The sequence below is a fragment of the Actinotalea fermentans genome, assembly GCF_007991475.1.
GTDB classification, from domain to species: domain Bacteria; phylum Actinomycetota; class Actinomycetes; order Actinomycetales; family Cellulomonadaceae; genus Actinotalea; species Actinotalea fermentans.
In genome coordinates, this window is the sequence record NZ_BJYK01000001.1 from 438450 (window position 1) to 457721 (window position 19272).

Genomic DNA, 19272 nt, shown 5'->3' on the forward strand with positions numbered 1-19272 from the left:
ACAGGCGAGGCATTCCCCACTCTGGACCAAGATCACGCCTGGTGCGCGTCGGCTCCCCGGTCGACGGCGGCCTCGGCCGCCGGCAGGGCCCCGACGGGCTCCGCCGACGCGCTCGGCAGCGCGTCGTGCTCACCGTGCGCCTGAGCGGCGACGAGCTCGGCGGGCGTGACCGGGTCCACGCGGTCCTCGAAGAAGATGCGGGACACGCGGGCCCGGAGCGCGTCGCGGCGGTAGCCCTTGCGACGCACGCCACGCTCGTCGTACGCCGGCAGCAGCGCGACCGGGCGCTTCGGCTCGTGCGCGACACGGACCCACCGCTCGTACTCGTCGAGCGGGCGGTGAACCTCGATGTACTCGCCCGAGGCGAAGCGCACGATGCGCCCCGTCTCGTGCCCGTGCAGCACGAGCTCGCGGTCCTTGCGCTGCAGGCCGAGGCAGATCCGCTTGGTCGCCCAGAAGGCCACCGGCGGAGCGACGATCAGGGCGACGCGCAGCACCCAGGTGATGTCGTTGATCGACAGCCCGAAGTGGGTCGCGAGGATGTCGTTCGAGCCCGCGACCACGAGCACGAAGAACGCGGTCAGCGTCGCGACGCCGACGCCCGTCCGGACCGGGTTGTTGCGGGGACGCTCGGCGATGTGGTGCTCGCGGCGGTCCCCGGTGACCCACGCCTCGACGAACGGGTACGCGCCCAGCACCGTGAACAGCAGCCCGGGGATGATCACGCCCGGGACCAGGATGTTCATCGGGATGGTGAACCCGGCGATGACCCATTCGGTGCCCTGTCCGGGCATCAGGCGCAGGCCGCCCTCGAGGAAGAGCATGTACCAGTCGGGCTGGGCGCCCGCGGACACGGGGGAGGGGTCGTACGGCCCGTAGTTCCAGACCGGGTTGATCGTCATCGTGGCGCCCATGAGGGCGAGCACGCCGAAGACGATGAAGAAGAAGCCGCCGGCCTTGGCCACGTACACGGGGAAGAGCGGATAGCCGACGACGTTGCGCTCGGTCCGGCCCGGGCCCGCGTAGTGCGTGTGCTTGTGCAGCACCACGAGCAGCAGGTGCAGCCCGACGAGCGCCAGGATCAGGCCCGGCACCAGGAGGATGTGCACCGCGTACAGGCGCGGGATGATCACCTCGCCGGGGAACTCGCCGCCGAAGAGCAGGAAGGACGCGTAGCTGCCGACGATCGGGATGGACCGCGCGACGCCGTCGGCGATCCGCAGGCCGTTGCCGGACAGGACGTCGTCGGGCAGCGAGTAGCCGGAGAAGCCCGCGGCCAGGCCCAGCAGCATCAGCACGAAGCCGACCAGCCAGTTGACCTCGCGGGGCTTGCGGAACGCGCCCGTGAAGAACACCCGCATCATGTGGGTGACGATCGCCGCGATGAACAGCAGCGCGGCCCAGTGGTGGATCTGCCGGATGAGCAGGCCGCCCGTCACCTCGAACGAGATGTTCAGCACCGACGCGAACGCCTCGGACATCTCCACGCCGTCCATCGGCGCGAACGGGCCCTCGTACACCGTCATCCCCATGCTCGGCACGAAGAAGAACGTGAGGAAGATGCCCGTGAGCACCAGCACGAGGAACGAGTAGAGCGCGATCTCACCGAGCAGGAACGACCAGTGGTCGGGGAAGACCTTGCGGGCGAAGTTCTTGACGGCAATGCCGATGCCGGTGCGCTGGTCGAGGTAGTCCGCCGTCGCCGCCGCGGCCGTCGCGCCCCGGCTCTGGGTCGTGTTCTGGCTCACTTCAGACGCTCCCAGTAGCTCGGCCCGATCGGTTCGTGGAAGTCGCTCTGCGCCACGAGGTAGCCCTCGTCGTCGACGGTGATCGGCAGCTGCGGCAGCGGCCGGGACGCCGGGCCGAAGACGACGCGGGCGCCGTCGGCGATGTCGAAGGTCGACTGGTGGCACGGGCACAGCAGGTGGTGCGTCTGCTGCTCGTAGAGGGCCACCGGGCAGCCGACGTGGGTGCAGATCTTGGAGAACGCGACGATGCCGTCGTACGACCAGCCCTCGCCCTGCTCGGACTTCAGGTCTGCCGGGTCGAGCCGGACCATGAGGACGACGGCCTTGGCCTTCTCCTCGATCCAGTGCTCCTGCTCGCGCAGCCCGTCCGGGATGACGTGGAACGCCGAGCCGACGGTCACGTCCTCGGCCTTGATCGGGGTGCCGGAGGGGTCGCGGGTCAGGCGCGTGCCGCGCTTCCACATCGTGTGCCGGAAGGCGCCGACGTTCCAGTCGCCGCCCACCTCGCCGATGAGCGGGACGGCCAGGCCCAGGGGGAACAGGGCGAGGGCGGAGATCATCGCGCCCTTGAGGACACCGCGGCGTGCGATGCCGGAGTCCTCCGCACCTTCACGCAGGACGGCGATGGCGCCTTCGCGCACCTCGGGCGAGCTCTTCTGCGGGTGCCGGGCCTCGACGACCTCGTGGTCCGACATGAGCGTCTTGGCCCAGTGGACGGCCGCGGTGCCGATGCCGATGAGCGAGAGGAAGAGGGCCGCGCCCAGGAGCAGGTTCGACGTCCGCATGCTCGCGACGCTGTCACCCGGGGGGAACGCCACGTGGGCGACGATGACGCCGATCGTGCCGAGCACGGACACGCCGAAGAGCGCGGCCACCTGGCGGGTGGCCCGACGCGCCGCGCCCGGGTCCTCGTCCGTCAGCCGCGGCCGGTGCGGCTCGAGGCCGGGGTTCTCGAACCGCTCGGGGAGCGGCCCGGCCACGTCGCGGTGCGTCGCGGCCGCGGTCAGCTCGGTGGACTGGCTGTGCTCCGTGCTCATGCCGACTTCGCTCCGATCCAGACGGCGGCCCCGAGCAGGAGGCCCATCCCGACGACCCAGACCCACAGCCCCTCGGACACGGGGCCGACGGCGCCGAGGTCCGTGCCGCCGGGGGAGCCCTGCTTCTGCTCCTCGAGGAAGGCGATGATGTCCTGCTTCTCCTCGGGGGTGATGTTCGCGTCGTTGAACACCGGCATGGACGACGGGCCGGTCAGCATCGCCTCGTAGATCTGCGTCGGCGTGCTGCCGCCCAGGGAGGGTGCGTACTTGCCCTCGGTGAGCGCACCGCCGCGCCCGATGGAGCCGTGGCACATCGCGCAGTTCGTGCGGAAGAGGGCCATGCCGTTGGCGGCGTCGCCGCCGGCCGGGTCGACCTGGTCGGCCGTCGGGATCGACGGTCCCGGTGCCAGCGAGGCCACGTACGCGGCGAGCTGGGCGATCTGCTCCTCGTCGAACACGGGCGGCTTGGCGGGCGCCTGCGGGCCGGTCGCCTGCATCGGCATCCGGCCGGTGGAGACCTGGAAGTCGACGGCGGCGGCGCCCACGCCGATGAGGGACGGGTAGCCGTCGCGGCCCTCGGCGCCCGGCCCGTGGCACGTGGCGCAGTTGGTCCGGAAGAGCGCCGCACCCGCGGCGATGTCGTCCTCGGACGCGGCGGTGGCCTCGGCCGGCGTCGGGCTGAGGGCGGCGTACACCGCGCCCGTCAGCAGCAGGGCCAGCAGGAGGAGCACCACCGGAGCCATCCGGTGGTGCCGTCGGTCAGCGATCGCCTTCACGCAGCGGTCCTCGGCTTTCTCGGGAGCGGCCCGGTCACCGGATCAGGTAGATCGCACCGAAGAGCGCGATCCAGACGACGTCGACGAAGTGCCAGTAGTACGAGACGACGATCGCCGTCGTCGCCTCGTGGTGGCCGAAGCGCCGGGCGGCGAACGACCGGCCCAGGAGCATGAGGAACGCGATCAGACCGCCGACGACGTGCAGGCCGTGGAAGCCCGTGGCCAGGTAGAACACCGACCCGTACGGGTCGGAGTCCAGCGCGACGCCGTGACCCACCAGCTCGGCGTACTCGAAGACCTGGCCGCCGATGAACGCGGCACCCATGAGGAACGTCAGGGTCATCCACTCCTGCATGCCCCACCGGCTCACCTGGAGCAGCGAACCGGCCCGGCGGGGCTGGAAGCGCTCGGCGGCCCAGACGCCCATCTGGCACGTCACGGAGCTCAGGACGAGCACCGTGGTGTTGATGGCGGCGAAGGTGAGGTTGAGCTTCGCCGTCTGCTCGGCCCACAGCTCCGGCAGGGCGGCGCGCGTCGTGAAGTACATCGCGAACAGCCCGGCGAAGAACATGAGCTCGCTGGCGAGCCAGACGATGGTGCCGACCGACACAGGGTTCGGGCGGTTCACGCTCAGATGGGGGCGGGCGGTGACCGCCGTCGTTGTCGACACGCCGCCATTATGGCTGACGATGGGACTAAGGACCTACACCGCGCGTGGGCGAGTTTGATCAACGTTCTCGCCGGGTCTTCTCGCCGCCGGCCAGGTGCCACCACGTCACCGGGGTCCGTGCGAAGATGCGACGAGTCCGGACGACGACGAGTGAGGCGAGATGCGCGACGAGTGGGACGTGGCCGAAGGCACTGATGTCGAGCCCGTCTGCAGGATCCTGCTGTACAGCGACCACCCCCAGACCCGCGAGGCGGTCCTGCTGGGTGTCGGCAGCCGTGCGGCGAAGGACCTGCCCCGCATCGAGTGGGTCGAGGTCGCCACGGCGCCGGTGGTGGTCGCCAAGGTCGAGTCGGAGACGTTCGACCTGCTGATCCTCGACGGCGAGGCGGGCAAGGCCGGTGGCATGGGCCTGTGCCGCCAGCTCAAGGACGAGGTCTTCCGCTGCCCGCCGGTGCTCGTGCTGCTCGGCCGGCGCGAGGACGCGTGGCTCGCCTCGTGGTCGGACGCCGACGCGATGATCGCGCGGCCGCTCGACCCGCTGGAGCTCCAGGAGACCGTCGCCAGCCTGCTCCGGGCGTCGGTGGAGGGCGCGCGATGACGTCGGCTCCAGCCGACCGGCCGCCGACGCCACCGACCTGGCCGGGCCTGCTCATGACCCTCCTCGCAGCCCGCGACCTCACCACCGACGAGACCCGCTGGGCCATGGGCCAGGTGATGGCCGGCGAGGCGAGCCCCATCCAGCTGGCGGGGTTCCTCGTGGCCCTGCGGGCCAAGGGTGAGACCGTTCCGGAGATCGGCGGCCTCGTCGACGAGATGCTCGCCCACGCGCACCGGATCACGGTGCCCGGGCCGACGCTCGACATCGTCGGCACGGGCGGGGACCTGCACCGCACCGTGAACATCTCCACGATGGCGGCGTTCGTCGCCGCCGGCGCCGGCGCCCGCGTGGTCAAGCACGGCGGACGGGCCGTCTCGTCGGCGAGCGGCAACGTCGACGTCCTCGAGGCTCTCGGCGGGCGCGTCGACCTGCCGCCCGCGCGCGTGGCGGAGATCGCCGAGGAGGTGGGCATCACCTTCTGCCCCGCCCCGGTCTTCCACCCGGCCATGCGACACGCCGGTCCGGTCCGCAAGGGCCTCGCCGTGCCCACGGCCTTCAACGTCCTCGGGCCCCTGACCAACCCCGCCCAGCCGGCCGCCTCCGCCATCGGCGTCCCGGACGAACGGCTGGCTGCGCTCATCGCCGGCGTCCTCGCGGCGCGAGGACGCGACGCCCTGGTGTTCCGCGGGCACGAAGGGCTCGACGAGCTGGCGGCGACGGGGCCGGCCCGGCTCTGGTGGGTCCGGGACGGCCGCGTGACCGAGCACGAGCTCGACCCGGTCCGCGACCTCGGGCTGGACGCCGTCACCGTCGCGGACCTGCGCGGCGGCGACGCGGGCTCCAACGCCGACGTCGCCCGTCAGGTCCTCGCGGGCAGCGCGCCGGCCGCCGTGCGCCAGACCGTCCTGCTCAACGCAGCGGCCGGGCTCGCGGTCCAGGCGAGCGCGGTGCAGGGGAGTGCCGACGCGTCGGACGACGCCTCGCTCGTGGACCGGCTGGGCGCCGGCCTGGCTGCCGCGACCGCCGCGATCGACGACGGCCGCGCGGACGCCGTCCTGCAGCGATGGGTCGCCGCGACCCAGGCCTGACGGACGACCGGGCCTGACGGACGATCAGGCCTGAGGGACGATCAGGCCTGACGACCAGGCCCGATCGACGCGCCGGGCGCGGCTCGCGGGGCCCCGACCAGGGGCCGGTCAGTCCTCGAGGCCGAGGGCGAACGCGGCGTCGAGGTCGTGCGCCGAGTACGAACGGAACGCGATGTACGTCTGCGTGCGCAGCACGCCGGGCACCTTGCTGATGCGGTCGGCGATCACGTCGGCGAGCTGCTCGTGCTCGCGCACCCGCACCATGGCGATGAGGTCGACCTCGCCCGTGACGGAGTAGACCTCGAAGACGCCGGCCACCTCGGCGACCTCGGCGGCGATCTCCGGGATGCGGCCGGGGTCGGTGTCGATGTGGACGATCGCGGTGATCATGGTCGGTGGCCCTCCGGGGTCGCGTACGGCGTGGTGCCCATCATGCCGCGGAGTCGGCACCGGTGTGCACGGGCGCGTCGGTGCGGGCCGGACCGGCCCCGTCGACGCCGGGCGCGGTGGTCGCCGACTCGGCGGCCACCCGGCGCAGGGCCGCGGCCAGGCCGGTGCCGTCGCCCGCGCGGTGGCGGTACGCCTCGGCGCCGCGGACCGGGCAGGCCCAGCCCTCGCCGACCTCGACGAGGCGCACACCGGGCTGCTCCAGCCAGCGCAGGACGAGGTCGGTCTCCTCCGGGCTGGCGGCCGAGGCCGGCAGCGTGGGCATGGTGGCCTCCTCCGCGGTGGCGAGCAGCGCGTCGATGGCCGGCCGCGGGTCGGCCCCTGCGGGCGTCGTCACGGTCGCGCACAACCGGCCGTGCCGGACCACGACGATCTCCCAGCCACCCTGCTCGTGCGGGCGGGCCGCGACGAGCTGGGCGTGGTGCGAGATCCGTCGGGACCGCTGGGCACGTGCCGCGCCGCGCAGGAAGGCGTCGAGCTGGTCCCGCCACTCGGCCGCCTCCTCGAACCGTTCAGCCGCGGTGAGCGCAGCGATCCGGGCCGCGTGCACCTCGACGACCGGGCGCGGGTCCACGAGCATCGCCTGGCGAACCTGGGCGACGACGTCCCCGTAGCCCTGCTCGTCCTGGCCGCCGACGCAGGGCGCTCCGCACCGTCCCATGTCCGCCAGGGCACACGCGCCGGCGGCGGCGTCCGGCACGCGGGGCAACCGACGCGTGCACTGACGCAGCCGGAAGGTCACCTGCAGGGCCTCCAGCGCGGCGCGGGCGGCGGCCTGGCCCGAGAACGGCCCGATGTGCGCCTCCGCCTCGCCGGGCCGCGGGCCGCCGTCGGGCCGCACCTGGCGCACGATCGACAGGCGCGGGTACGGCTCTGCCGTCAGGCGGACCCATGGCAGACGCTCCGGGGCCCGCGACCGCCGGTTGTAGCGCGGGGAGGTCTCGGCGATGAGCCGCAGCTCGCGGACGCGCGCCTCGAGCACCGTGCCGCACACGATCGGCACCACCTGCTCGGCGAGGCCCACCATCTCGTCCATCCGGCGGCGGTGCTCGGCGGCCGTGAAGTAGCTGCGCACGCGGTTGCGGATCGAGGTCGCGGTGCCGACGTAGAGGACCTCGCCGCCCGGCCCGCGGAACTGGTAGACGCCGGGGGCGTCCGGGAGGCCGTCGGCGAGGTGCCGCTTGCGGCGCCGTCCGACCGGAACCGGGTCGGCCGCGGTCGCCAGGTCCTCCAGGTGCGTGATGCCGAGCGGACCCAGCCGGTCCAGCACGCCGTGCAGCACGTCCACCGTGGCCCGCGCGTCGGCCAGCGCCCGGTGCTCCGGCGTCACGGCGGCGCGGAAGAACGCGGCGAGCGTCGCGAGCTTGTGGTTGGGCACCTCGTCGCGCGAGACCGCGCGTCGTGCGAGGGCGACCGTGTCCACGACCTGGTTGCCGGGCCACGGGTAGCCGTGCTCGCGTGCCGCCGCCTTGAGGAAGCCGATGTCGAAGGGCGCGTTGTGGGCGACCAGCACGGTCCCGCGGACGAACTCCAGGAACGCCGGGAGCACCTGCTCGATGCGGGGCTGGCCGCGGACCATCGACGTGCTGATGCCGGTGAGCGCCGCGATGAACGGCGGGACGGGTCCGCCCGGGTCCACGAGCGTCTGGAACTCGCCGAGCACCTCGCCGCCCCGGACCTTGACGGCGCCGATCTCCGTGATGCCCGCCGTGGCCGGCGTACCGCCGGTGGTCTCGAGGTCGACGACGACGAACGTGACGTCCGACAGCGGCGTGCCGACGTCGTCGAACGTCGGCTGCACGGGGAGCGCGGTCCCGGGCGTCGGCCGTGGCGTGGTGGTGGGCCGTCCGGGCACGGAGCCGGCCGGGGACGTCAGGCCGGTGCCGAGCATGGCCCGACGGTAGTGCGGGCCACCGACAGCCCGGTGGGTCCCACGCCGGGCGACCCGCCCACCGCGCGTGCCCAGGTCGGCGCCCGGGACGGTGTCGGTGGTCGGCCGTAGCCTCTCGCGCATGATCATCGACTGCGGTGAGTGCGCGGTCCGCGGCGACGCGTGTACCGACTGCGTGGTGACGTTCCTGACCGTCCCCGTCCGGCCGGCCGAGCCTGCCGCGCCCCGGATGGCCGGCGCGCGCGACGAGGCGTCGCACGGCCGCGTGGAGCTCGACGCCGCGGAGCAGAGCGCCATGGGCGTCCTGGCGGACGCCGGGCTCGTCCCGCCGCTGCGGCTGCGCCGGGTCGTCTGAGCCCGTCGCACAGGGTGGCGCGGTGCCGGAGCACCGCGCCACCCCAGGGATGCGCGACCTGCAGACCCACCGGCCGGCGTCGGCCGGGCCGTGGAGTGCCTAGACGGCGGTCCCCTGCGGGACGCCGGAGTAGATCCCCTCGATCTCGGCCGCGAAGTCCTTCAGCACTCGATCGCGGCGGACCTTGAGCGACGGCGTCAGGTAGTCGTTCTCCACGGTGAAGTCGGTCGTGAGCACCGTGTACTTGCGGATGGACTCGGCCCGCGAGACGGCGCGGTTGGTCCGCTCGACCGCCCGGTCGAGCGCGGCCCGCACGCGCGGGTGCTCCGCGGCGGCGGCCACGTCCATCTCCGGCAGGTCGTGGGTGGCGAGCCACCCCGGCAGCGCCTCGGCGTCGAGCGTCACGATCGCGCCGATGAAGGGCTTGGCGTCGCCGACGACGACGACCTGCGAGACCAGCGGGTGGCCGCGCAGCCGGTCCTCGAGCACCGCCGGCGCCACGTTCTTGCCACCGGCCGTGACGATGATCTCCTTCTTGCGACCGGTGATCCGCAGGCAGCCGTCCTCGTCGAGCGAGCCGAGGTCGCCGGTGTGGAACCAGCCGTCACGCACCGCGTCGGCGGTGGCCGTCTCGTTCCCGCGGTAGGCGCGGAACACCTGGACGCCCTTGACCAGGATCTCGCCGTCCTCGGCGATGCGGATGGTCGTGCCGGGCAGCGGCGGTCCCACGGTGCCGATCTTGACGGCGCCGGGCACGTTCACGTTCGTGGGCGCGGTCGTCTCGGTGAGCCCGTAGCCCTCGAGGATGGTCAGGCCCATGCCGCGGTAGAAGTGCCCGAGGCGTTCACCGAGCGGCGCGCCGCCGGAGATCGCCCAGGCCGCCTGACCACCCAGCAGCGCGCGGAGCTTGTGGAGCACCAGCACGTCCGCGACCTTGTGCTGCAGGCGCAGCCAGAGGCTCGGGCCCTGGGGCGTGTCGAGCGCGCGGGAGTAGACGATCGCGGTCTTCGCCGCCCGCTGGAAGATGCCGCGCTTGCCGCCTGCGGCCGCCTTCTGCTCGGCGGAGTTGTACACCTTCTCGAAGACGCGGGGGACCGACAAGATGAACGTCGGCCGGAACGTCCCGAGGTCGGCGACGAGGTTCTTGGTGTCGGGCGTGTGACCGAGGATCGCGCCCGCGGGGACGACGAGCACCTCGATGAAGCGTGCGAACACGTGCGCCAGCGGCATGAACAGCAGCGTGCGCGAGCCGGGCGGGCACACCTGGGCGCCCAGCTTCGCCACCGCGTTGAGCGAGAGGTCGACGAAGTTGCCGTGCGTGAGGACGACGCCCTTGGGCCGGCCGGTGGTCCCCGACGTGTAGATGATCGTGGCGGCGTCCGCGGCCTGGGCGAGTGTCCGCCGTCGGGCGATCTCCTCGTCCGGCACGTCGGCCCCGGAGGCGACGAGCGCGTCGATGGCCCCGTCCTCCAGGACCAGGACGTCGCCCAGGTCCGGCAGCTGGTCGCGAACCTGGCCCACCACCTCGTCGTGGTGTGCGGTCTCGACGACCAGCAGCCGCACGTCGGCGTCCGACAGGATCCAGTGCACCTGCTCGGCCGACGACGTCTCGTACAGGGGGACGGGCACCGCGCCGGCGAGCCACGTGGCGAAGTCCAGCACCGTCCACTCGAACCGTGTGCGACTCATGATCCCGACCGACTGGCCGGGCTCGACGCCGCGGGCGACCAGGCCCTTCGCGACGGCGGTCGCGAGCGCGTCGAACGCGCGGGCGGTCACGGGCAGCCACGGGCCGTCGGGGGTCTCCTTGCGCTCGATGAAGACCCCGTCGCCCGAGGTCGCGACACGCGCTGCGAGGAGACCCGGGATGCTTGCCGTCGGGTCGGCCGGCACCACGGGGGGGACGGCGAACTGATCCATGCTGACTCCCTTGGCAGACGGATGAAGACCTGAATGTAACCGTCTGCGCCGTCCCGATCATCCCGGCACCGGGGCGCCGGGACTCGGTAGCCTTCCTCGGGGAGTCCGGGGAATCACCCGTGTGGACCACCCGCCCCTGAGATTTGCCCCGACGACGGCCGAGGAACCCATGCACGCAATCGGAGTGGACATCGGCGGCACGAAGATCGCCGCCGGTGTGGTGGACGACGACGGCCGCATCGTCGCCAAGACGAAGCGCAAGAGCGTCGGGCTCAGCGTGGACGACCTGGACGCGGCGGTCGTGGACGCCTGCCGCGAGCTGGCCTCGGAGCACGAGATCGGCGCGATCGGTCTCGCCGCGCCCGGGTTCATCGGGGCCGACCAGGCGACCGTCCGGTTCACCCCGAACCTCCCGTGGCGCGACCACCCGCTGCGTGACCGGGTCCTCGCGGGGCTCGGCATGGACGTGCCCGTGGTCGTCGAGAACGACGCGAACGCGGCCGGCTGGGCGGAGTTCCGGTTCGGCGTCGCCCGTGACGTCCAGGACATGCTGCTGCTCACGGTGGGCACCGGGCTCGGAGGCGCCGTCGTGACGGCGGGCCGCCTCGTGCTGGGCGCGTGGGGTGTCGCGGCCGAGGTCGGCCACATGCGCGTCGTCCCGGACGGCCAGCTGTGCGGTTGCGGTCAGAACGGCTGCTGGGAGCAGTACGCCTCGGGCTCGGCGCTCGTGCGCGAGGCCCGCGCCGTCGCCGCGACCGATCCCGCCCGCGCCGCCGCGATCCTGGCGCACGCCGACGGCGACGCCGACCGCATCAAGGGCCCGTACGTCACGAAGGCCGCGCTCGCCGGGGACCCGCTGGCGATCGAGCTGCTGGCCGAGGTCGGCCGGTGGGTCGGCGAGGGGTCGGCGACCGTCGCCGCCCTCCTCGACCCGGAGATGGTCGTGGTGGGTGGGGGCGTGGCGGCGGCCGGTGACCTCCTGCTGCTGCCGGCCCGGGAGGCCTTCGGCACGCACCTGTCCGCGCGGGGTTTTCGGCCCGAGGCGCGCATCGAGCTCGCGGCGATGGGCAACGAGGCGGGGATCGTCGGGGCCGCCGACCTCGCCCGCCACTGACGCAGCCGCCGGTCGCCGGCCGCCGGCCGGTCAGACGACGGCGCCCGGCCCGGCGTCGTCCTCGCGGTCGCGCGGCATGCGCCAGACCAGCAGCGCGACGCCGGCGAGGAACGCGACGCCGGCCAGCTGCAGCACGATCGTGGGGACGTCGCGCCACGCGATGACGGCGACCATGAGCAGGAGGGGCACCCCGACCACGGCCGCCCAGGCCATGGTCAGCAGGGGGTCGCCGCCGAGCACGGGGCCGGGGTCGGGCGGCGTGAAGTGCGTCTCCGCCTCCTCGACGTCCGGGTCGGGCGCCCACGCGCGCGGGTCGGCGGTCGACGAGAGCTCGCTCACGATCCCCGCCCACCGGGCGGCGACGTCGACGTCGTCGAGCGTGGCGCGCTGGGCGTCACCGCCGCCGTCCTGGTCGCCGTCGACGGCGCCGGTGTCACGGACGTGAGCCGGGTCGACGTCGGGCTCGGAGGTACCGGGCGCGCTGTGCACCGCGTCGTCCGGATCCGCCTCGTCGCGACCGGCCTCGTCCGGCTCGTCGGCGTCGTGCGGACGTGGCGGCATGCAGAGCACTCTAGAGTCGGCGGGGGCGTACGCGCGCACAGGGCGGCGTACGACCAGGCGGAGGTGACCGGTTGTTCTACTGGGTGATGCGTGCGCTCGCCGCACCGTTGGTGCGGGCGTTCTTCCGGCCGTGGATCCGGGGCGCGAAGAACGTGCCCGCCGACGGGCCGGTGATCCTCGCGAGCAACCACCTCGCCGTGATCGACTCGGTCGTCCTGCCGATCCTGCTGTCGCGCAAGGTCCGCTTCATCGGCAAGGCCGAGTACTTCAACGGACGCGGCCTCAAGGGGCGCCTGCAGGCGGCCTTCGTCCGGGGCGTCGGCACCATCCCCGTGGACCGTGGGGGCGGCAAGGCATCCGAGGCGGCGCTGCGGACGGGTCTGTCGGTGCTCGAGGAGGGCGGGGTGTTCGGCATCTACCCCGAGGGCACCCGCAGCCCCGACGGCCGCCTCTACCGCGGCAAGACCGGCGTCGCCCGCCTGGCGATCGACTCGGGCGCCCCGGTGGTCCCGGTCGCGATGATCGGCACCGAGAAGGCCCAGCCGATCGGCCGCGTCATCCCCAAGCCGGTGCGGGTCGGCATCGTCATCGGCGAGCCGATGGACTTCTCGCGCTACCGGGGGATGGGGCAGGACCGGTTCATCCTGCGCTCGGTGACCGACGAGATCATGTACGCCCTCATGAGCCTGTCCGGCCAGGAGTACGTCGACATGTACGCCGCGACCGCCAAGGCGCGCATCGCCGCAGGTCACAAGCCTGACGAGGTGGCGTCGGCGGAGCAGGGCCACGGGGCTCCCGGCGGCCGCGCAGCCCCGCACGTCCAGGTTCCGGTACCACCCGAGGTCCCAGAGCCGCCTCAGTAGGATGAGCGCGTCCGCGCCGGGTGCGCGGAGCCACCGGAGCGCCGTCGTCGCCGCCGCCGGGCGGGCCGCTCGGCCCGGACAAGAACTCAACGGAAGGTGTCGTGCCATGTCGGTTCGCCGTGTCGCCCTGCTGACCGCCGGCGGTTTCGCGCCGTGCCTGTCGTCCGCGATCGGTGGCCTGATCGAGCGGTACACCGAGATCGCGCCCGAGGTCGAGATCATCGCCTACACGCACGGCTACTACGGCCTGCTGCGCGGCGACAAGATCGTCATCGACGCCGAGACGCGTGCGAACGCCGGCCTGCTGCACCGGTTCGGCGGCAGCCCGATCGGCAACTCCCGCGTGAAGCTCACGAATGTCAAGGACTGCGTCAAGCGCGGCCTCGTCACCGAGGGCCAGGACCCGCTGCAGGTCGCGGCCGAGCGGCTCAAGGCCGACGGCGTCGACGTCCTGCACACGATCGGTGGCGACGACACCAACACCACCGCCGCCGACCTCGCCGCCTACCTCGAGGAGAACGGCTACCACCTGACGGTCGTCGGCCTGCCGAAGACGATCGACAACGACGTGGTGCCGATCAAGCAGTCGCTCGGCGCCTGGACGGCCGCCGAGCAGGGCGCCGGCTTCGCCCGCAACATCATCGGCGAGCACCGCTCCGGCCCGCGCATGCTCATCGTGCACGAGGTCATGGGCCGGCACTGCGGCTGGCTGACCGGCGCGACGGCCGTGAAGTACCGCGAGTGGCTCGACACCCAGAAGTGGGTGCCCGGCATCGGCCTGACCAAGGAGCGGTGGGACGTGCACGCCGTCTTCGTCCCCGAGCTGGCGATCGACATCGACGCCGAGGCGGAGCGCCTGCGCGGGGTCATGGACGAGATCGGCAACGTGAACATCTTCCTGTCCGAGGGCGCGGGTATGCACGAGATCGTCGCCCAGCTCGAGGCGGCGGGGGAGACGGTGCAGCGCGACGCGTTCGGCCACGTCGCCCTGGACACGATCAACCCCGGCCAGTGGTTCGCGAAGCAGTTCGCGGCCAAGCTCGGCGCCGAGAAGGTCATGGTCCAGAAGTCCGGCTACTACTCGCGGGCGGCCGCGGCGAACGCCGAGGACCTGCGCCTCATCAAGTCGATGACCGACCTGGCCGTCGAGTGCGCCCTGCGCGGCGAGGCCGGCGTCATCGGGCACGACGAGGAGGACGGCGACCGCCTCAAGGCGATCGCATTCCCGCGCATCGCCGGCGGCAAGCCGTTCGACGTGCAGCAGGAGTGGTTCCGCGCGCTGCTCGCCGACATCGGGCAGCCGTTCGTCCCGGCGGGCTCGTGAGCGTCGAGGCCGCGCCGGGCGTCGTCGAGGGGCTCGACGCCTGGCGCTCGCTGTCGGCGCGCCAGCAGCCGGCCTGGCCCGACCAGGACGCCCTGGCGGCGGTGGGCCGCGAGCTCGCGGCCCTGCCGCCGCTCGTCTTCGCGGGCGAGGCCGACGTGCTCACGGGCCGTCTCGCGGCGGCCGCGCGGGGTGAGGCGTTCGTGCTCCAGGGGGGCGACTGCGCCGAGACGTTCGCCGAGGCCACCGCCGACACGATCCGGAACAAGATCAAGACCATCCTGCAGATGGCCGTCGTGCTCACCTACGGCGCCAGCCTGCCGGTGGTCAAGATGGGCCGGATGGCGGGCCAGTACGCCAAGCCGCGCAGCGCGGACCTCGAGGAGCGCGACGGCGTCACGCTCCCGGCGTACCGCGGCGACGCGATCAACGGCCACGACTTCACGCCCGACGCGCGGGTCCCCGACCCGCGGCGGCTCGTGGAGGCGTACCACCGGTCGGCCGCGACGCTGAACCTCATCCGGGCGTTCACGACGGGCGGTTTCGCGGACCTGCGCCGCGTGCACGAGTGGAACCGCGGCTTCACCGCGAACCCGGCCTACTCGGCGTACGAGCAGGTCGCGGGTGAGATCGACCGGGCGATGCGGTTCATGGCCGCGTGCGGGGCGGACTTCGACTCGCTGCGCAGCGTCGAGTTCTTCGCGAGCCACGAGGCGCTGCTGCTCGACTACGAGCGGCCGCTCACGCGGATCGACTCACGGACCGGGACGCCGTACGACTGCTCGGCCCACTTCCTGTGGATCGGGGAGCGCACGCGCCAGCTCGACGGCGCGCACGTCGACTTCCTCTCGCGGGTCCGCAACCCGATCGGCGTGAAGCTCGGGCCCACCACCACGGCGGACGACGCGTTCGCCCTGATGGACAAGCTGAACCCGAACGAGCAGCCGGGCCGCCTCACGTTCATCACGCGGATGGGTGCTGGCCGGATCCGCGAGGCGCTACCGAGCCTGGTGGAGAAGGTGCACGCGTCGGGGCGCCCGGTGACCTGGGTCTGCGACCCGATGCACGGGAACACGATCTCGTCGGCGTCCGGCTACAAGACCCGTCGCCTGACGGACGTCCTCGACGAGGTGCGTGGCTTCTTCGAGGTGCACCGCGCCGTCGGCTCCGTTCCCGGCGGCCTGCACGTGGAGCTCACGGGCGACGACGTCACCGAGGTGCTGGGCGGCTCGGAGGAGATCGACGAGGACGCGCTGTCGCGCCGCTACGAGACGCTCGTCGACCCGCGACTGAACCACCAGCAGTCGCTGGAGATGGCCTTCCAGGTCGCGGAGATGATCCAGGGGATCTGACCGGGCCGGTCCGCCGGCCGGGATCGGGACAGGAGGGAGCCGCTCGTGGCCGTGGCCACGGGCGGCTCCCTCGTTCCCGGGCTGGGCGGGCCCGGGTGCCGCGCGACCGACTAGGGGTTGCGCAGCCAGATCGTCACGGTCGATCCTGCGGGCGCCGTCGTGCCGGCGGCCGGGACCGTGTACTCGACGACGCACTCGCTCCAGTCGACCGTGCAGGTGTTGCGCTCGTACGCGGGGGTGAACCCGGTGCTCGACAGCAGGTCGAGGGCCGGGAACTTCGTCATCCCGACGAGGCCGGCGGGGACGACCAGGGAGCCGGTCGGGGTGCCCGCGGGGTTCGTGAGCCAGATGGTCACCTTCGAGCCCTTGGGCTGGCTCGTGCCGGCCGCGGGAACCGTCTTCTCGACGACGCACTGCGCCCAGTCGACGGTGCAGGTGCCGCGCTCGTAGCGCGCGTCGAAGCCCTTGCGGCCCAGCAGGTCGAGGGCCGGGAACTTCGTCATCCCGATCACGCTGGACGGGACGACGACGTTCGCGGGCGGCGGCGGCGGGGGTTCCGGTCCGAGCGAGACGACCATCGAGACCGTGTCCAGGCGGTGGCCCTCGGCGCCCGCGGCCGGATCCTGCAGCTTGACGATCCCCGCGGGGACGTCCGGGTGGTACGCCTGGCTCTCGGCGACCTGCAGGCCCGCAGCCGCCAGCGCGGCGAGGGCGGCGTCGCGCGTGAGCCCCACGATGTTCGGGATCGTCACGGGTGCCGGGCCGTCGGAGCAGGTGAGCACGACCTCGGTGCCGCGCGGGATCTTGTCGCCCTTGGCGACCGGCGTGCCGTCCGCCAGGGCCATGGCGATGACCGTGCCCGCCGGGACCGTGTCGGAGTACTCCAGCTGCGTCTCGGGCACGAGCCCGGCGACGGCCAGGGCCGCCTCGGTGCTCGCCACGGCCTGGCCCACGCCCTCGACGAAGACGGCGCGCAGGTCGGGGCCGCGGGAGATCGTGAGCGTGACCAGGCCGCCCTTGCGGATCTGCTCGCCCTCGGTGGGCGCCAGCGCGACGACCGCACCGGCCGGCGCCGTCGGGTGGAACACGTCGACCGTGGCCACCTCGAGGCCGGCGTCGTCGAGGGCGCCCCGGGCGTCGGCGAGGGTCGCCGCGGCGATCCCGTCGGGGACCGACGTGAACGCGCCCGGTCCGGCCGCGAGGTACCACCACACGCCTCCGCCGAGTGCCGGCACGAGCGCGGCGATCACCGCGACCACGAGCCACCACCGCCCCCGCACGGTCGGGTCCTGCGCGTCCGGCTCCATGGCGGGTGGCGGCTCGACGGCCGTCCTGCCCCTGACGGTCATGGTCATGCCGGAAGCGTCCCAAGATCACAAACTTGACCGCGATAGGCCGAACCGGTCACGGCAAGCGGTGCGTATCGGGACGATCCCGGATGATCTCCGTCGGGGCAGACGACGGGCGCGAGCACCGCGACGCGGCGCCTACCGGGCGTAGATCGTGACGAGGGAGCCCTTGGGCAGCGGGGTGTCCTTGACCGGGTCCTGCTCGACGACCATGTCGTCCCAGAACCACTGGCGGTCGACCTTCACCTGGAAGCCGGCCTGCGTCAGGATCGCCGTCGCGTCGTCGACGTTCTTGTTCACGACGTCCGGCACGGCGACGAGCGGTGGCCCCGTCGAGACGGTGAGCGTGATGGCGTCGGTGCGGTGGGCCGCGCTCCCGGGCTCCAGCGACTGCGCGGCCACCTGGCCCGCGGGGTACTCCTCGCTGACGTCCTCCACCACGGTCACGACGAGGTCGAAGTCCGTCTCGAGGATGGCGATCGCGCGCTGGCGTTCCTCGCCGAGGACGCTCGGCACCTCGATCGGCTCGGGGCCCTTCGAGACGAGGACGGCGATCTGCGTGTCCTTCGGCAGCGTCGCACCGCCCTCGAGCGCCGCGCCGTCCGGTCCGGCGATGCTGATCACCGCGTCGGCCGGGACGGTGTTGTGCCAGGTCCCGGTGGGGTCGGGGACCGCGAACCCGGCCTGCTCGAGGGCGGCCTTGACGTCGGTGAAGGGCTTGCCGAGCAGGTCTGCGGGAACCTCGCGCATGTCCGGCCCGAGCGAGACGACGAGCGCGACGGTCCCGTCGCGCCGGACGCGCTCCCCGGACGCGGGGTCGGTCGCGACGACCGCGCCCTGGGGGACCGTCGGGTCGTACGCCGTCGTCACCGTCGCGTCGAGCCCGACGCCGGCGAGGATCGCCTCGGCGTCGGCCTGCGAGGCGTTCACGAGGCCGTCGGGAACCGTGCGGAAGGCGCCGGGACCCTGCAGGAACCACCACGCACCGAACCCGAGGACGGCCAGGAGGGCGAGCGCCCCGGTGACCAGGAGCGCGCGCCGCCGATGGCGCACGGGCGTGCCGTCGGCGGGTGGCGGCGGGGGGCCGACCCGGACCGCGGGGTCCTCGAGGCCCGCGCCCACCTTGAGGGCCATGGTCCGGCGCAGCTCTCCGTCACCGGCCGGCGGCGCCGGCGGCCGGGACAGGCCGAGCAGCGCGGTGGCGTCGGGGTCGTGCGGCGGAGGCGGCGGCGGCGCATCGCCCTCGCCGAGGTCGGTACCGTCCGCGACAGGTGCCGGCGGCGGGTCCGCGCGTCGGGCCAGGAGCTCCTCGTCCAGGGCGGCGCGGGCGCGGCGCACCAGCGAGAGGGCGGCAGCGCCGTCGGCGGGGCGCTCGTCGGGGTCGCGCGCGGCGAGGCCCTCGACGAGCTCGTCCAGCTCGGTGGGCAGCCACGTCACCCGCTCCGACGGCGCGGGGATGTCGGAGTGCACGTGCTGGTAGGCGACCTGGATCGGTGTGTCGCCCGTGTAGGGCTGCGTGCCGGTGAGCATCTCGAACAGGAGGATGCCGACGGCGTAGACGTCGGTCCGCGCATCGGAGGCCCCGCGGGAGACGAGCTCGGGGGCGAGGTAGGCGACGGTGCCCAGGACGGTGCCCGTCGCCGTGTACGTCGCCTCCGTCACCGCACGCGCGAGCCCGAAGTCGGCGACCTTCACGCGGCCGTCGCGGGCGATCAGGACGTTCTCGGGCTTGATGTCGCGGTGCACCAGGCCCGCCCGGTGCGCGACCGAGAGCGCCTCGAGCACGGACTCGGTGGTCCGCAGCGCGTCGTCGAGGCTGAGCGGGCCGCCCTCGGTGAGTCGGCGGCGCAGGTTCGAACCGTCGACGTACTCCATGGCGAGGTAGCTGGTCTCGCCGTCCACGCCCTGGTCGAGCACGCCGACCAGGCCGGGGTGGGTCAGCCGCGCGGCCGCGCGGGCCTCGCGCCGGAAGCGCGCCTGGAAGTCCGCGCCCGACGCGCCCTCGGCCAGGTGCGGGTGCATGACCTTGAGCGCGACCTCGCGGTCGAGCCTGCGGTCCACGGCGAGGTAGACCGTGGCCATCCCGCCGCGCGCGATGCGCGACAGCACCTCGTAGCGCCCGTCGACCAGGTGGCCGAGGAGCGGGTCCGTCAGGGTGGCTGCCACGTGCGGCAGTCTACGT

The 19272-nt window shown here is 73.3% G+C and carries 17 protein-coding genes; 7 read left to right on the forward strand and 10 right to left on the reverse strand.

Annotated features, from left to right (window positions below):
- Positions 1–32 precede the first annotated feature (32 nt).
- Genes qcrB through ctaE form a run of 4 tightly spaced genes read right to left on the reverse strand, consistent with a single transcriptional unit; the run spans position 33 to position 4231 of the window.
- Positions 33–1748 carry a cytochrome bc1 complex cytochrome b subunit gene (gene qcrB, locus AFE02nite_RS02050; protein ID WP_052113513.1) on the reverse strand — a complete coding sequence of 572 codons (1716 nt, stop codon included), beginning with the start codon at positions 1746–1748 and terminating at the stop codon, positions 33–35.
- Positions 1745–2785 carry a cytochrome bc1 complex Rieske iron-sulfur subunit gene (qcrA, locus tag AFE02nite_RS02055; protein WP_034244431.1) on the reverse strand — a complete coding sequence of 347 codons (1041 nt, stop codon included), beginning with the start codon at positions 2783–2785 and terminating at the stop codon, positions 1745–1747. The genes qcrB and qcrA overlap by 4 nt, the downstream gene beginning before the upstream one ends.
- A complete protein-coding gene (gene qcrC / locus AFE02nite_RS02060; protein WP_034244429.1) occupies positions 2782–3561 on the reverse strand; it encodes a cytochrome bc1 complex diheme cytochrome c subunit in 780 nt (259 codons plus the stop codon). The genes qcrA and qcrC overlap by 4 nt, the downstream gene beginning before the upstream one ends.
- Positions 3562–3595: 34 nt before the next feature.
- A complete protein-coding gene (gene ctaE / locus AFE02nite_RS02065) occupies positions 3596–4231 on the reverse strand; it encodes an aa3-type cytochrome oxidase subunit III (protein WP_034244426.1) in 636 nt (211 codons plus the stop codon).
- Positions 4232–4391: 160 nt separating this feature from the next.
- On the opposite strand from ctaE, the gene AFE02nite_RS02070 reads away from it, so the two are divergent.
- Together AFE02nite_RS02070 and trpD are read left to right on the forward strand one after the other, a co-directional pair.
- Entirely contained in the window at positions 4392–4829 is a 438-nt protein-coding gene (locus AFE02nite_RS02070; RefSeq protein WP_052113512.1) for a response regulator, read from the forward strand.
- The gene (gene trpD / locus AFE02nite_RS02075; protein ID WP_034244423.1) at positions 4826–5917 is read left to right on the forward strand and encodes an anthranilate phosphoribosyltransferase; all 1092 of its coding nucleotides are present in this window, start codon (positions 4826–4828) and stop codon (positions 5915–5917) included. Before AFE02nite_RS02070 ends, trpD begins: the two co-directional genes overlap by 4 nt.
- A gap of 108 nt (positions 5918–6025) precedes the next feature.
- On the opposite strand, the gene AFE02nite_RS02080 is transcribed toward trpD, so the two are convergent.
- Positions 6026–6307 carry an Lrp/AsnC family transcriptional regulator gene (locus AFE02nite_RS02080; RefSeq protein ID WP_034244421.1) on the reverse strand — a complete coding sequence of 94 codons (282 nt, stop codon included), beginning with the start codon at positions 6305–6307 and terminating at the stop codon, positions 6026–6028.
- A gap of 40 nt (positions 6308–6347) precedes the next feature.
- Positions 6348–8255, reverse strand: a complete 1908-nt coding sequence (locus tag AFE02nite_RS02085; RefSeq protein ID WP_052113515.1) for a DEDD exonuclease domain-containing protein — start codon at positions 8253–8255, stop codon at positions 6348–6350.
- Between the two features lie 121 nt (positions 8256–8376).
- Here AFE02nite_RS02085 and AFE02nite_RS02090 point away from each other — a divergent pair, with 121 nt between their 5' ends.
- Entirely contained in the window at positions 8377–8610 is a 234-nt protein-coding gene (locus AFE02nite_RS02090; RefSeq protein WP_034244450.1) for a hypothetical protein, read from the forward strand.
- 99 nt (positions 8611–8709) lie between these two features.
- Here AFE02nite_RS02090 and AFE02nite_RS02095 read toward each other — a convergent pair whose 3' ends face one another.
- On the reverse strand, positions 8710–10530 hold the full coding sequence (locus AFE02nite_RS02095) for an AMP-dependent synthetase/ligase (protein ID WP_034244419.1): 1821 nt from the start codon (positions 10528–10530) through the stop codon (positions 8710–8712).
- 169 nt (positions 10531–10699) lie between these two features.
- On the opposite strand from AFE02nite_RS02095, the gene AFE02nite_RS02100 reads away from it, so the two are divergent.
- A complete protein-coding gene (locus AFE02nite_RS02100) occupies positions 10700–11644 on the forward strand; it encodes an ROK family glucokinase (protein ID WP_146818985.1) in 945 nt (314 codons plus the stop codon).
- Positions 11645–11674: 30 nt separating this feature from the next.
- Here AFE02nite_RS02100 and AFE02nite_RS02105 read toward each other — a convergent pair whose 3' ends face one another.
- Entirely contained in the window at positions 11675–12205 is a 531-nt protein-coding gene (locus tag AFE02nite_RS02105) for a hypothetical protein (protein ID WP_146818986.1), read from the reverse strand.
- 71 nt (positions 12206–12276) lie between these two features.
- Between AFE02nite_RS02105 and AFE02nite_RS02110 the strand changes: the two genes are divergently transcribed.
- From AFE02nite_RS02110 to AFE02nite_RS02120, 3 genes are all read left to right on the forward strand, one after another.
- Positions 12277–13068, forward strand: coding sequence for a lysophospholipid acyltransferase family protein (locus tag AFE02nite_RS02110; protein ID WP_034244409.1), 792 nt, complete (start codon positions 12277–12279; stop codon positions 13066–13068).
- 106 nt (positions 13069–13174) lie between these two features.
- A complete protein-coding gene (locus tag AFE02nite_RS02115) occupies positions 13175–14392 on the forward strand; it encodes a pyrophosphate--fructose-6-phosphate 1-phosphotransferase (protein ID WP_034244406.1) in 1218 nt (405 codons plus the stop codon).
- Positions 14389–15741: a class II 3-deoxy-7-phosphoheptulonate synthase gene (locus AFE02nite_RS02120; RefSeq protein ID WP_034244403.1), complete on the forward strand. Its 1353-nt coding sequence runs from the start codon at positions 14389–14391 to the stop codon at positions 15739–15741. Before AFE02nite_RS02115 ends, AFE02nite_RS02120 begins: the two co-directional genes overlap by 4 nt.
- A 110-nt stretch (positions 15742–15851) precedes the next feature.
- Here AFE02nite_RS02120 and AFE02nite_RS02125 read toward each other — a convergent pair whose 3' ends face one another.
- Both AFE02nite_RS02125 and pknB read right to left on the reverse strand, forming a co-directional pair.
- Positions 15852–17096, reverse strand: coding sequence for a PASTA domain-containing protein (locus AFE02nite_RS02125; protein ID WP_146818987.1), 1245 nt, complete (start codon positions 17094–17096; stop codon positions 15852–15854).
- A gap of 132 nt (positions 17097–17228) precedes the next feature.
- Positions 17229–19256, reverse strand: coding sequence for a Stk1 family PASTA domain-containing Ser/Thr kinase (gene pknB, locus AFE02nite_RS02130; RefSeq protein WP_146818988.1), 2028 nt, complete (start codon positions 19254–19256; stop codon positions 17229–17231).
- Positions 19257–19272 lie beyond the last annotated feature (16 nt).

What these genes read in the sequence shown, in the direction of transcription:
- qcrA (WP_034244431.1), bottom strand. Translation starts at nt 2,785, where the DNA reads ATGAGCACGGAGCACAGCCAGTCCACCGAGCTGACCGCGGCCGCGACG.
- AFE02nite_RS02070 (WP_052113512.1), top strand. Translation starts at nt 4,392, where the DNA reads ATGCGCGACGAGTGGGACGTGGCCGAAGGCACTGATGTCGAGCCCGTC.
- trpD (WP_034244423.1), top strand. Translation starts at nt 4,826, where the DNA reads ATGACGTCGGCTCCAGCCGACCGGCCGCCGACGCCACCGACCTGGCCG.
- AFE02nite_RS02080 (WP_034244421.1), bottom strand. Translation starts at nt 6,307, where the DNA reads ATGATCACCGCGATCGTCCACATCGACACCGACCCCGGCCGCATCCCG.
- AFE02nite_RS02085 (WP_052113515.1), bottom strand. Translation starts at nt 8,255, where the DNA reads ATGCTCGGCACCGGCCTGACGTCCCCGGCCGGCTCCGTGCCCGGACGG.
- AFE02nite_RS02090 (WP_034244450.1), top strand. Translation starts at nt 8,377, where the DNA reads ATGATCATCGACTGCGGTGAGTGCGCGGTCCGCGGCGACGCGTGTACC.
- AFE02nite_RS02095 (WP_034244419.1), bottom strand. Translation starts at nt 10,530, where the DNA reads ATGGATCAGTTCGCCGTCCCCCCCGTGGTGCCGGCCGACCCGACGGCA.
- AFE02nite_RS02100 (WP_146818985.1), top strand. Translation starts at nt 10,700, where the DNA reads ATGCACGCAATCGGAGTGGACATCGGCGGCACGAAGATCGCCGCCGGT.
- AFE02nite_RS02105 (WP_146818986.1), bottom strand. Translation starts at nt 12,205, where the DNA reads ATGCCGCCACGTCCGCACGACGCCGACGAGCCGGACGAGGCCGGTCGC.
- AFE02nite_RS02115 (WP_034244406.1), top strand. Translation starts at nt 13,175, where the DNA reads ATGTCGGTTCGCCGTGTCGCCCTGCTGACCGCCGGCGGTTTCGCGCCG.
- AFE02nite_RS02125 (WP_146818987.1), bottom strand. Translation starts at nt 17,096, where the DNA reads ATGACCATGACCGTCAGGGGCAGGACGGCCGTCGAGCCGCCACCCGCC.